The organism is Streptomyces sp. NPDC048275, from assembly GCF_040652275.1.
Classification (GTDB): Bacteria; Actinomycetota; Actinomycetes; order Streptomycetales; family Streptomycetaceae; genus Streptomyces.
The window spans coordinates 1-12528 of sequence record NZ_JBEZLR010000162.1; the positions used below are offsets into that span (position 1 = coordinate 1).

Here is a 12528-nt window from a genome sequence, read left to right on the forward strand (position 1 = left end):
CGGGCCAGGTGGCGGCACCGGACACCACGGCGCTGCCCGCGATGGTGCACGAAAGCGTCTTCGACAAGCCGGTGAAAGTTCACCTCACGCCGGCTTGTGCACGGTTGGTTACTGACCGCGTATGTTGCGCCGGTGAAGCAGAGATCCGCGTGGACGGTGCACTACACCAGCCGCGACGTTGCCCGGCCTGCCACGGTGCTGGCCTGGCTTCGTGACTTGCCTGAAGACCTGACACCATGGCTCGACGAGGCGGGACTGCCCGATGGGCTGCCGTTCCTGCTGTCGCCTCGATACGAGTACGACGTGGTGCTCAACTCGTACTTCCATCGGGTGAATCTGATCGACGCGCCGTGGAACAGCAACGCCAACCGGGCCCGGGCACTGGCGGGGTTCTTGAACTTCCTGCACGGCGCGCGGGGCGGGAAGTCGTGGCGCCAGGCCACCGAGGGCGACCATCTGGCGTTCCATCAGTGGCGTCGGCGGGATCCGGCCGGGCCCAGGGTGGCGGGCGGGACCTGGAGCCAGGAGGTCTCGCACGTCAACCAGTTCTTCGAGTGGGCCGTACGGCAGAACCAGATCGGAGCGGTCCCGATCCCGCACCGCTCCCGTCGGCCGGCGCCGCTGGGCACGCTTCAGGCCGTCCGCGCCGAGGGCACGGTCCCGGCGACCTACGCGCACGACGAGGGCGGCGAGCGCATCGAGTGGCTCCCCCCGGCGTCCTACCGGCTCTGGCGGGACGTGGGCCTGCGCGGTTACGGGCCTGACGGCTTGCCCTCGGGCCGGTTCAAGGGCCGCTGGTCGGCCCGCAACGCGACGTTCACCGACCTGATGGCCCGCACCGGGATGCGGCTGTCCGAGCAGGCGAGTCTGACCGTGACAGAGATGCCGCTGCAGGTGGGGATGGGCGGTTACCAGCGGTTCTGGCTGCCGGGGGCGATCGCGAAGTACTTCTCCGCGCGCTGGGTCTACATCCCGCACAGCGTGGTGCGCGACCTGGCGGCCTATGCGGAGCTGGACCGGGCCGAGGTCGTCCAAGACGCCCGCGCTGCCGGGCGCTATGCACGCTGGCGCAGACCGCTGGTGGTCGACGACCCGTCACGACCCCACCTGGTGCGGACCGTGGGCAGTATCGAGCGCCGGAAGGTTAACCTGCGCGAGCTCAAGCCCATGGAACGGCGGCGGCTGCTCGTGGAGACCACGGACGGCCTTGAGCCCGCGATGTTCTGGCTCGGCGAGGACGGGCAGCCGCTGGCGGTGTCGACCTGGAAGAGCGTCTTCGCCGACGCCAACCAGCGCTGCCGCGACTGCGGGGTGGAGCTGTCCTGTCACGCCCACCTGCTACGTCACGGGTTCGCCGTGGTGACTCTCGAACAGTTGCAGCGCGGCCACATCGCGGCACTGGCCGATCTCAACCCGGCCCAGCGCGGCCACTACACCCGGATCTTCGGAGATCCGCTGGACTGGGTCCGCCGCCGATTGGGACACCGGTCAGTCCTGACCACGGCCATTTATCTGCACGCCCTGCAGGAACTGGAGATGGAGACCCGGATGGCCCTGGTCCCCGACACCTGGGAGGACCCCAGGGAGACCCCACTGCAGCGGATCGGCGACAACGCGCCGCCGGCTGGGGCGATCGGGGCTGCGGGATGAACCGGCAAGGACGCGGCAGCACCGGCCCCGGTCGGCCCTCGCCCCTGCCGGACCACGACTACGAACCGCCCGCGCCGGTACGGGAACTACCCGACGGACGACTGCTGGTGGCCTTTCACGGCGATGACGATCGCCGCCGGGTCTTCGACGTCTCCAAGCTGCCGCTGCCCGGCTGGCACCGGGCTCTGGCCGCAGTGGTTGCTGAACGGACCGGACCCGGCGGCGGGCTCCGCACGTTCGCCGCGGCGACCACCGGCTGGGGATCCCTGAGCCGCCTGGTGAAGTTCCTCGGAGCACTGCCGGAGCCTCCGGCCAGCCCGGACCAGCTCACCCCCGCTCACCTGCAAGCCTTCCACGACCACCGGGCCACAACGACACCGACCACGGCTCTGCGCGACATGGGCGAGGCCCGGCTACTGTTCGCGCTGCCCGCGTTACGCGACCTTGTCTCCGCCGAAGTGCTTGACCACCTCCAGCGGCGTCTGCCCACGCCCCGCGACCCCGAACCGTCCACCACGGTCGTGGAGAGTGAACCGTCGCCGCCCGGGAACGGAGCCAAGCGGCTGACCACTGGATATTCCGACGGGGAACTGGCCCGTCTGCTGGCCGCGCTGCGAGCGGACGCCGCGAAGATCCGCGACCGCATCCGGGCCGGGGAGGACCTCCTTCGCCGCTACCAGGCCGACCCACTGGCTCTGGACGAGAACGATCGGGACCTGGGCCGGGTGCTGGAGCGGATGGCTGCCACCGGGCAGGTTCCCACGCCGCCCGCGGCCCGGCCCAGTCCCTTCTGTCCCGAACGCCGGCAACTGGCAGGGCGCCTGTTCTTGACCCTGCGGGACCTGCCGCCGCTAATGATGCTCACCGCGGCCCTGTCGGAGCGCAACGGCGAGACGATGAAGGAACTCCCGGTCCGGCACCGCGTGTTGGAGGATCGGGCGGTCGAGCTGGTCATCGTCAAGCGCCACCGGGGCACACGACGCTGGTTCGAGACCGTGACCTGGGAGATCGGGGCCCCGGGCCGTGAACTGCACAGCCCGGGCGGGTTCTACCTGCTCATGCTGGAACTGACGGCCCGCAGCCGCCAGTGGTGCGGTTCGCCGCTGCTGTGGTCGGTCTGGCGCAACGGATACGCGGCCGGGCTCGGTGTCCCCGACGACCATGTCGCCCCGTTCCAGGACTCGTTGAGCTGTACTTCGATCCTGCCGACCGCCTGGGCGGCGAACCGGCCCCGGCCGCTGCTGGCCGATCCGCAGCCGGCCGCCGCCGGGCCTGACGGCACAGTTCCGACGCTTCCGGTCCAGGGACTGCCGCTGCAGGTGAGCTTCAACCGGATCAAGACCAGCATGGAGGTGCGGCGCACGAAGCGGATGGGCGGCCACCTGCCCTCGGCCGCCAAGTCCAACAGCATGCCGGTCCTGTTCAGGAACTACCTCAGCGGCGACCCCGTCATCACCGCCTGGGCCGCGGAAGTCCTCGGCGAGGCCCTGGTCGACGCCGAGCAGGCCGCACGCCAGGCCCACGAGCGGGCGGCGAAAGCCGCCGGTGGGAGCCTGCGGGTCCTGCCCGGCCCCGTCGACACCGCGGCCATGGAGGAGAGCGGAATCGGACCGGACACGGCCCGCCAGGCCGCCGACGGCAAGCTGGACACCGGCTGGACGGCCTGCGTCGACCACGACCAGCACCCCCTCACCGGGGAAGCGTGCCAGGTCACCTTCCTCGACTGCTTCCACTGCGGGAACTGCTTGGTCACCCGCGACCACCTGCCGCGGCTGCTGGCTCTGCTCGACGCCTTGGCCCAGCGCCGCCGCGAACTGGCCGAAGAAGTCTGGTGGCCACACTACGGGCCGGCCTGGGTCGCCATCCGCCAGGACATCCTCGCCAAGTTCACCCCCGCCGAACTCCAGCACGCCCAGGCCGACAAGCCGCGCCACGCCCTCCTGGACCTGATCGAGAACCCATGGGAACTGCCGTGACCACCGCCCTGCACGCCCTGCCGCACATCCCCTCGCCCTCACAGGTCCGTGCGGATGGCACCGACCCCTTCGTCTTCCACGCCCGCCAGCTGCGAGCAGGCGTGGCGCTGGAGGACACCTCGCTCTTCAGCAACGACGTCTGGGTCCTGGGCCCGGCCATGCTCAAGAAGCACGAGCGCCGGTTCATCCTCGACTTCACCCTGATCTCAGCCACGCACCGGCAGGTCGCCAAGGAACTCTGCTACGAGATGCTGTCGGGGACCGTCCCGGCGGGCGAGGACCGGCCCGAGGTCGCCACCATCCGCACCGCCTTCACCGAGTACATCCGGTTCCTGCGCTGGGCAGCAGCCCGCTCCCGACGCCTCGACGCGATGACCGGCCAAGACATGGAGGACTTCCAGCGATTCCTGATCAAGTCCTTGCCCGCCGCTGACGCCCGGCAAAGAGCCCGCTCGGCCGCGCGCAAGTTCTGGGTCTGGCGAAGCGTCCTGTCCTCGGACGTTCTGCGCTTCGACCCGCGCCACGTCGACGGCTGGAGCGAATCCAAGGCCCATCGCGGCGAGAACGCCACCGCCCGGATCCCCGAAGAAGTGCTGGGGCCGCTGTTCGTCTGGGCCATGCGCTTCATCGACGAGTTCTCCGTCGACATCCTCGCCGCGGACCGCCACTGGCGGACCCCGCCGCCGGCACCGGCCGAGCCGTACATCTACGGCGACCTGCCGATCCGGCTGCGGGCCTGGCTGGACGAACGCATCACGGCAGGCAAGCCGCTGCCCGGCTGGCGCGGCGAGCCCAGCACGACCGGGGTCGCGCAGGCGCTGGGCCGCAGCCCGATCTCTCTCGGCCGCGACCGACACCTGATCGACGAGGCCGCCGCCATCGTCGGCCTCACACCCCAGATCGTCAGCCACCTACCGATTCCGCGGCCGGCTCGACGACGAGCCGTGGATCGGAGCGATCCTGGCCGACCACACCGAGCCCGACAGCCTCGCCGCGCTCGCCCGCATACTCCAGGACTCCTGCTACCTGGTCCTTTCCTTCCTCTCAGGCGCCCGCGACAGCGAGATCAAGCACCTGAGACGCGGCGGCCTGCGGACCGAGCGCGACGCGAACGGGACGCCCTACCGCTGGAAGATGCACAGTCTGGCCTTCAAGGCCGAGGACGACCCCACCGGCGTCCCGGCCACCTGGAGCATCGGCGAACCCGCAGCCCGGGCGATCACCGTCCTGGAGCAGTTGCAGCCGCCCGGCGCCGACGGCCTCTTCTCGCGCCTGGAGCACAGTCCCGGCGTCAAGCGCAACGCGGTCAGCCAGGTGCTGACCAGCGGTGCCACCAACGCACGCCTCAACACCTTCGCCACCTGGATCAACGACTACTGCCAGCGCCGCGGCCGCGCTGACGGCATCCCGATGGTCAACCAGAAGCCCTTCCATCTGAAAAACAGCCAGTTCAGGCGCACCCTGGCCTGGTTCATCGCACGCCGTCCGGGCGGCGTCATCGCCGGCGCCCTGGCCTATCGGCACCACTGCATCTAGGTTTTCGAAGGCTACGCGGGCACCAGCGAGTCGGGCTTCCGCGCCGAGGTGGAGAGCGAGCAGGCACTGGCTCGCGGCGAGCATCTCATGGCCGCGGTCGACGCCCACGAGCACACCCATCTCACCGGCCCCGCCGCCGACGAGGCCGCCCGCCGCCTGGAGACCTTCGGCGAACGGGCCCGTTTCCAGGGCACCGTCGTCCTGGACGACAACCGGCTGCGGCGGCTCATGGCCAAGCACGACCCGGCTGTCTACCCCGGCCAATACGTCACCTGTGTCCACGACCACGCCAAGGCCCTGTGTGAACGCGCCCGCCACCGCCGCAGCGAGGGACTACCCGACCACGGCGGCTGCAAGCCCCTGGCCTGCCGGAACGTCGCCCTCACTCCCGAGAACACCGCCGCCTGGCAACGCGAGATCGACCGCATCACCCGCCGCCTGGCCACCCGCCCGACCCTGCCGCCACTTCTGCGGCACCGACTGGAAGCCCGCCGCACGGAGATCACCGCGTTCCTGCTGGAGAACACCACCACCAGGCAGTCCGCATGAGCCGCCCCGCCGACATCCCCGCAGAGGCCCACGTCCGACGCGTCCTGGACAGGTACATCAACGAGTGCCACGACAACGGCACCCGCCCCAGCGTCCTGACCCTGGCCGCAAAATTCGACCTGAGCAACACCACCTTCCGCCGACACTTCCCCGACCTGGCCAAGGAAGTCTCCGCCGCCCGCTCCACCCCACCCCACCCCACGGCCGAGATGCGGCCCAGCCCCTACGAAGTCCTCGCCGCCCGAAACGCCAAACTCCGCCGCGCAAACCGGTCGCTGACCGAGAACCTCCAGTTCGCAGCCGCGCAGATCCAGCGCCTGGCCGTCGACAACGCCTGCCTGCGCGAGGCCCTGGAGGCAAGCACCAAGGTCACACGGATCGGCTCTCCTGGACGCCCTCGCCAGTCATAGCCATCTGGAGGCTGACCCGGTGACGTTGAAGGTCGACTTCGGCAATCCGCACTGTGATCATTTCGCCCTCGCTGACGAGCTGGTCAGGGCTCTCCACCGGCTCCTCGGTCAGCTCCGACAGGTGAAGAAACCCCTCCACGCCGTCGGCGAGCCGCACGAACACGCCGAACGGGATGATCTTTGTGACCGGCCCGCGGACGACCCGTCCGGCCCGGTCGGCGAAGCGAATGAGCGGATTTTCCAGCAGAGCCTTCAACGACACGGTGACCTGTCCCTGCCGCGTCTCGGACATGATCACCTCACCGGTGACCCGTTGCCCGACTTCGACGGCATCCGAGGCATGATTGATCCACGACCACGACAAGTCGGGCACGCGGATGAACCCAGTGCACAAGCCGTCGGGCTCGCCGTCCAGATGGACGAAAACCCCGAAGTTGTGAACTGCCGACACGGTCCCGGAGAGGACCTGCCCCGGCTGAATGCCGACGAGAAACGACCTCAGTTCCGGGCTCTCGCACGCCCTCGCGGACAGGTGAAGCTGCCCTCCACGCCAACGTTCGAGTTCCTCGGCCTCGATCTCCTGGCCGACGCTGAAGATCTCCGAAGGGTGGTCGAAGCGACGCATCGACGCCTCATGCTGCGGGATCCGTCCAACCTCGGCGATGCCCTCCTCCGTGTCGGCAAGGCTCACGAGGACATCCGATCCATCGAACCCGATGACCTTCACCTTTCTCACCGGGCCTGGCTGGATGCGGTTGATCAAAGACTGGAGGCGAGGGTCGGCGGCTGACTCGGACATGAGCGCAGCCTAGCCTCCAGCGCACCGGCAGCCGAGAGGACAGCGAGCCAAGACGCGACGCCTGCACCGGGCCGGAAACGGATCAGCTTCAGGGCAGCCAAACGGTCAGTCCAGAACCACGTCCACAACGGCATAGCCGATCTGGGCGATGTCCTCCGCAAGGTCGTCCAAGCTCACATCCGGGTTCAGCGACGAGACGATGCTCTGCGAGAGCGGTCGCAGAGCATATACGTGACGCACAGCATCGAGGTCGACCGCGACCTCGTAGTACTCCTCGGCGAACTGCTGGTACGCCTCCGATCGGCCATCCACCAAGACGTCGAACAGCCACTCGGCACCGTCGGCGTCCTCCCTGTCTTCCGAGGGGACCTCGACGGCCCCCGATCGCCATGCGACATCGGACTGCTCGCGCCAGAAGCACACTGTTGCCCGGGGCGTCCCATCGGGCTCGCTGAAGGCCGGCTCCTCCACGCACGACCGGAAGACCCCGGGAACCGTGTCAACCAGGCCAGGCCACGGCGCCAGGGGATCATCTCGATAGGGGCTCATCGGCGACTCGTGGTCGAAACCGCGGGCATACGCCCCAGCAGCAGAGAAGACGATCGAGTACTCGTTCCCGCAGCCATCCCGCATTGAGGCCATCTCCTCAGTAGGCGACCAGCGGGAATCGAAGGAGTAGAACCGCAAGTCCCAGCCCGGGCTCAGGATGGCGTCCAGCATCGCCATGGCTCGGGAACGATCCCGAACGGTCGAGATCTCCGGCAACCGGTGGGTCACTTCATACACAGACATGGCCTCATCCAAGCCGAGGCCAGTGACAATCCCCGCAGCGGCCCAAGGGCAGAGCACGAGCACAGCCCGAGCGGTCAACGGTCAGCCCACAACTACCTCCACAAGCCGGCTCTTGATGCCTACACGCACTCCATCTGCGCATTTCACCTCACCCTCGTGTCTGATACGGCGGTCGACGACGCGATGCTGCCGCAGGATGTGACGCTGCCGCTCCCGACGCCAGAGGAATGAGGCGAAGAGATGAAGTGGCCCTACCCCGGCCTGCCAGCCGCGACGGTTGCCGAGTTCACCGGGCATAAGGTGACCGGCCTGCCCCTCTTCGCACCACAGACGGCCACCACCGACCACGCGGCAGGGCACCGCAACCACCACCCGGCGCACGATCAGCACAAACCCGGCTGCCACACCCTCCCGACCCGCACCTTACGGCCCACCGACAAGCAGACTACCGAGCAGGCCCTCGGCAGCATCCACACGCCGCTGTTCAAAACACTTCCCGACCACACCGGCATCAACGCCAGCAACAAGGACACCGACCCGGAGAGCAATGCAATACTGACCATCAAACAGATGAAGCACGTGAACGCAACCTCGATCATCAGGAACTTCACCGACCGCATTTTGTGCTGTTCGTGCTCGTAGCAGCGTCGTAGTGCTGATCCCGGTCTCGATCTGTGCCCCCCCCAGGGCGGCCAATCATGTCCGGGAGCGTGCCAGGCGACTCTCGTGACGGACAGGTGTGCGACTGTGCGGCCTGCCGGGCGTCAGTCGAGCAGCCCCGCCTCCTGCGCCAGCACCGCCGCCTGGACTCGGTTGGTGCAGTCGGTGCGGGTGAGGATGCTGCTGATGTGGGCCTTGACCGTGCCGGAGCTCAGGTGGAGCTGTGCGGCGATCTCGGCGTTGGAGAGGCCAGTGCCCAGTAGTCGGAGGACGTCCCGTTCAGCCGGTGTCAGGTCCGCGATCCGACGTGATGCGACGTCGCTGCCGTGGCCCAACCGGGTCCGGAAGTCGACGAGTTGGCGGGTGACCTGCGGGGCGAGGACGGGTTCTCCGGCTGCGGCGCGGCGTACGGCGTCGATGAGGTCGCGGGGGCCGGTGTCCTTGAGGAGGTAGCCGTGGGCTCCGGCGCGCAGGGCGCTGGTGACGGTCGCTTCCTCGCCGAAGGCCGTCAGCATCACCGCTCGGGTGCGGGGCGAGTGCCGGGCGATCTCGGCGACGGCGGTGATGCCGTCCCCGGGCATACGGATGTCGAGGAGGGCGACGTCGACGAGGTGGGCGCGGCAGGCTTCGACGGCCTCACGGGCGTTCTGTGCCTCGGCCACGATTCGGACCTCGTCGTCGTTCTCCAGGATCAGGCGGACCCCGGCGCGCATCAGCGCCTCGTCGTCGGCGATCAGGACTCGGATCATCGGTTCAGTGTAGAACCGCCATGATCAGCAGGGCGATGGTGCCGCCGATCGTCGGCAGCAACACCAGCAGAGCCGCGCAGCCGCCTCCCAGGAGGCGGGGCCACGTGAGGACCTCCGTGGACAGCGGGGGCCGGGAGCCCGCCCCGCCGGACACCGGCCCGGGCGAAGTGGCGTACACGGGCGGCGCGTCGGGCCGGACGGGTATACGGGCGGAGAGGACGAAGCCGCCCTCCGGGCGCGGTCCGGCGTGGAGGGCGCCCCCGAGCAGGCTGATCCTCTCCTGGAGGCCGACGAGTCCACTGCGGTTCCCGTCCCCGGGCGAACAGGGCACCGGCGGGGCATCGTTGACGACGGCGACCACCACCGTGTCCCCTTCGTCTTGGAACGTCACACGGACCGGCGCGCCGGACGCGTGCTTCAGCGCGTTGGTGAGTCCTTCGCGGGTCACACGGTGGACGGCCTGCCGGGTGCGGGCGTCCGCGTCCGTCGGCCCGGTCGCGTTCCAGTGCAGTTCGGCGTCGGCCCCCGCGTTCCGGGAATCCGCGACCAGAGCCGAGAGATCTTCGCGGGTCCCCCGCTCACCGCTGTCCTCGCCGGACTGGTGACGGAGGACGCCGAGGATGCCGCGCAGCTCGTCCATGGCCGTTCCGGCGGTGGTGTGCAGAAGTTCGGCCTGGGAGGCCAGCGGGGGCGCCTGTCGTTCGGCAGCGAGCTGGAGGGCTCCGGCGTGCACCGAGATGAGGCCGATGCGGTGGCCGAGCAGATCGTGCATCTCGGCGGCGATGCGCGCCCGTTCCTCCATGCGGGCCGCCTCGTCAATGAGGAAGCGGGTCTGTTCGAGGTAGGCGTTGCGTTCCCGCAGCAGCCCCGTCAGCGGGCGGCGACGCCCCATCATCACGCCGGACAGCGCGGGCAGCAGGATGAACAGCGCAGCCACGCCGGCGCCGGCGACCAGGTACGGCATCGTCGGGAGTCCGCTGAGGGATTGGGCGGCGATCGACATGAGCACGGCGCCGGCACTGCTCGCCCCGATCACTCCCCAGGCGCGCCGTACGGGGGTGATGCGGCGCACGGCGGACCACACGACGCACGGCACCACCACCATCGCCCACACGTTGTTCCCGGCGATCACCGGCACGCAGCCCAGCACCGTGAGGGCCGGGTACATCCGCCGCGCGGGCACGAGCAGTGCCGCCCACACCCCCAGGAGGGCCACCGCCACCGGGTGGGCCGGCGGAATCAGCGGAACCGGCGCCAGCGAGCACAGCAGGACCAGGCCGGCGAGTACGGACTCGGTCACGACCGTCCGCCGGGGCGCGGCGCGCACCGCCTCTCGGATCGCGGCGGCCTCGCGGCGCGCCCGTCTGCACGGTCGCACTGCCGGACTCATGTTTCCTCCCTGTGGGCGCCGTTCTCAACGGCTGCTCTCGTCGTACGCGTTGGCGGACCACTGCGGCTGCGGATGCGTCAGGACGCCTGTGCCGCTCCGCCCGGGACCCGGAGCTCCGGCTCCGCCCGCAGCCCGGCGACGTCCGCCCCGCTCTCGGTCAGCACACGCTCGATCTCCGCCGCGGACTCCGCGTCCGTCCCCTTGTCCAGCAGCGCGGCCAGCAGGTGGGTCGTACCGACCGTGGGCGAGCCCTGAGCGGAGGCGGTGAACTGGGTGACGTGCAGGAGCCGCCGTTCGAAGTCGGCGTGGCCGCGGACCTCCCGGGGCTCCTTCTCCGCGACCCCGGTGGCGGGAAGCAGCACCCGGGTGACAGCATCCTGCCGTACGCCGTGCCGGCGCAGGAGTGCGGCCCCCTGGTTCGCTCCCGTCAGCTTCTCGGGCAGCTCACGCCCCACGACGGTCAACGACCGGTCCAGCGACAGGATACCCAGCAGCACATCGACGGGTTCCATCTCCGACGCCCCGCGCCGCACCGCCCCCCGTGGTGCCTCCGTGCGCACCGCACCCACGACTGCGGAACCGAACCCGGCGCCGCCCCCGAATATCCAGGCGGTGAACTTCCGGGTCAGCGGATTACCGCTCTTCCCGAACGTCCCCGCCTTGCGCAGGATCAACACCGAGCCGGGTTCCGGTACTTCATCGCTCCCCCGCAACGCGTCGAGCGCCATCGAGGCAGCCGGGACGTCCGCCTTCTCCAGCACCATGGCCTCGCGGGCACGCGTATCGGGCAGCCCGACCAGTGCGCGCGCCACATGCCGGACGCGCACGGAAACGGTGCCCTCCTCCCGGGCGGCCTCCAGCGCCTTGCGCAGACAGGTCCGCAACGCGCCGGTCATCGGCGGGAGTTCAAGGCTTTCCTGCCCCTGCTCCTGCTCCTCCTTCTGCTTCCGATTCTTCCAGCGCAGCCTCTTGGCCTCCTCCAGCCGGACCTCCCGCCAGAAGGCGTCGATCTCCCGCTCGTCGTCCGGGCTTCCCGCCGTGCCGTCACCCGCGTCCTCACTGACCCACACGGATGTCCCCCGGCACCCGATCGAACCGCCGAGCGAGCCGGAGGCCCTCATCCCGGATGCGATCGCGGAACCCGCGGCTGAGTCACCCGACACGAGCGCATACAGCACGCTTTCCGTACCGACGTCCTCGCGTTCCTGCTTGTCCACCGCGCGCATCGCCTCCAGCAAGAGCTTGACGACGTCCCTCTCGAACTCGGTGGTCACGCCAGCGTCGCGGTCGGACGTTCGCTGATCCATCGGGCTGCCTTCCTCTCCGTGGTGTTACCTGCTGAGAAGGACGCTAGCCCGCGTTCTCCGGCTCCGCGTCGGCCGACCGGCCATGCTTCCGGTCCGATCGGCCAGGTTCTTCCGTCCGGGCGGACGACGGCCTTGCGGGCCCAACGCGGCACCTCTCGCGGACATTTCACGTCAGATAACGGTGCGTTACAGGAGAATGACACCGGGGCGCTGCGCCCGTGAGCGGGTCACCTCTTACGACATGAGGCGACTACGGCGGTGCCACCACAACACGGGCCGGGGGTCTGCACCCGCAGGAGGGACGCTCCCCGGCATCAGGGGGCGCCTCGTGGATGAGCCCGTCGTTCCGCCAATTCCCGGGAATGCGGAGGCTTGGGGACAGCAAGGACGTAGCCACTGCTGGCCTCTTCGAGCAGGCGGCGAAGACGCCACTCCTGACCCTCCCGGTCCGTCATGACCTGCATGCTTGGCCACTGCCAGCCGTTACCCCGGTCCACCGCACCCACGGGCTCTGCGCGTAGGTACACATCCGCCGCCGCAGGTCCGCCCACCCGAACCGGATCAGCAACTCCCACAACTTGGCGCCCCACAGAACCACTGGCCGTGTCCCGCGACGTGCAACGCCAGTGCGTTAAGGATGTGTGCGCCCTGTCAAGAGGGCGGGACCTCTGGTAATTCGCATGGTGTCGAAGCCATTGCGAGTGTCCCGG

General features: G+C 69.4%; 12 protein-coding genes. 6 read left to right on the top strand and 6 right to left on the bottom strand.

Going from position 1 to position 12528, the window contains the following annotated elements:
• The first annotated feature begins 132 nt into the window (after positions 1–132).
• On the top strand, positions 133–1650 hold the full coding sequence (locus tag AB0D57_RS45480) for an integrase (protein ID WP_362088320.1): 1518 nt from the start codon (positions 133–135) through the stop codon (positions 1648–1650).
• Positions 1647–3626, top strand: a complete 1980-nt coding sequence (locus tag AB0D57_RS45485) for a hypothetical protein (protein ID WP_362088322.1) — start codon at positions 1647–1649, stop codon at positions 3624–3626. Before AB0D57_RS45480 ends, AB0D57_RS45485 begins: the two co-directional genes overlap by 4 nt.
• Positions 3627–3832: 206 nt before the next feature.
• Here the strand turns inward: AB0D57_RS45485 and AB0D57_RS45490 are convergent, their stop codons facing one another.
• Positions 3833–4537, bottom strand: a complete 705-nt coding sequence (locus tag AB0D57_RS45490; protein WP_362088324.1) for a hypothetical protein — start codon at positions 4535–4537, stop codon at positions 3833–3835.
• A gap of 223 nt (positions 4538–4760) precedes the next feature.
• Between AB0D57_RS45490 and AB0D57_RS45495 the strand changes: the two genes are divergently transcribed.
• From AB0D57_RS45495 to AB0D57_RS45505, 3 genes are read left to right on the top strand one after another with little or no spacing between them, the layout of a single operon-like run.
• Positions 4761–5162 carry a hypothetical protein gene (locus tag AB0D57_RS45495; RefSeq protein ID WP_362088326.1) on the top strand — a complete coding sequence of 134 codons (402 nt, stop codon included), beginning with the start codon at positions 4761–4763 and terminating at the stop codon, positions 5160–5162.
• Positions 5163–5210: 48 nt separating this feature from the next.
• Positions 5211–5711: a hypothetical protein gene (locus AB0D57_RS45500; protein ID WP_362088328.1), complete on the top strand. Its 501-nt coding sequence runs from the start codon at positions 5211–5213 to the stop codon at positions 5709–5711.
• Complete coding sequence (locus tag AB0D57_RS45505) at positions 5708–6121, top strand: hypothetical protein (RefSeq protein WP_362088330.1); 414 nt, start codon at positions 5708–5710, stop codon at positions 6119–6121. The genes AB0D57_RS45500 and AB0D57_RS45505 overlap by 4 nt, the downstream gene beginning before the upstream one ends.
• On the opposite strand, the gene AB0D57_RS45510 is transcribed toward AB0D57_RS45505, so the two are convergent.
• The gene (locus AB0D57_RS45510; protein ID WP_362088332.1) at positions 6081–6920 is read right to left on the bottom strand and encodes a S1 RNA-binding domain-containing protein; all 840 of its coding nucleotides are present in this window, start codon (positions 6918–6920) and stop codon (positions 6081–6083) included. The two genes, AB0D57_RS45505 and AB0D57_RS45510, sit on opposite strands and share 41 nt — an antisense overlap.
• A 105-nt stretch (positions 6921–7025) precedes the next feature.
• A complete protein-coding gene (locus AB0D57_RS45515) occupies positions 7026–7646 on the bottom strand; it encodes a hypothetical protein (RefSeq protein ID WP_362088334.1) in 621 nt (206 codons plus the stop codon).
• A gap of 306 nt (positions 7647–7952) precedes the next feature.
• On the opposite strand from AB0D57_RS45515, the gene AB0D57_RS45520 reads away from it, so the two are divergent.
• A complete protein-coding gene (locus AB0D57_RS45520) occupies positions 7953–8354 on the top strand; it encodes a hypothetical protein (RefSeq protein WP_362088336.1) in 402 nt (133 codons plus the stop codon).
• A gap of 122 nt (positions 8355–8476) precedes the next feature.
• On the opposite strand, the gene AB0D57_RS45525 is transcribed toward AB0D57_RS45520, so the two are convergent.
• The 3 genes from AB0D57_RS45525 to AB0D57_RS45535 all read right to left on the bottom strand — a co-directional run bounded on the left by AB0D57_RS45525 (position 8477) and on the right by AB0D57_RS45535 (position 11818).
• Entirely contained in the window at positions 8477–9121 is a 645-nt protein-coding gene (locus AB0D57_RS45525; protein WP_362088338.1) for a response regulator transcription factor, read from the bottom strand.
• A gap of 4 nt (positions 9122–9125) precedes the next feature.
• Positions 9126–10511 carry a histidine kinase gene (locus AB0D57_RS45530; RefSeq protein ID WP_362088340.1) on the bottom strand — a complete coding sequence of 462 codons (1386 nt, stop codon included), beginning with the start codon at positions 10509–10511 and terminating at the stop codon, positions 9126–9128.
• Positions 10512–10588: 77 nt separating this feature from the next.
• The gene (locus AB0D57_RS45535; RefSeq protein ID WP_362088342.1) at positions 10589–11818 is read right to left on the bottom strand and encodes a hypothetical protein; all 1230 of its coding nucleotides are present in this window, start codon (positions 11816–11818) and stop codon (positions 10589–10591) included.
• Between the last annotated feature and the right edge of the window lie 710 nt (positions 11819–12528).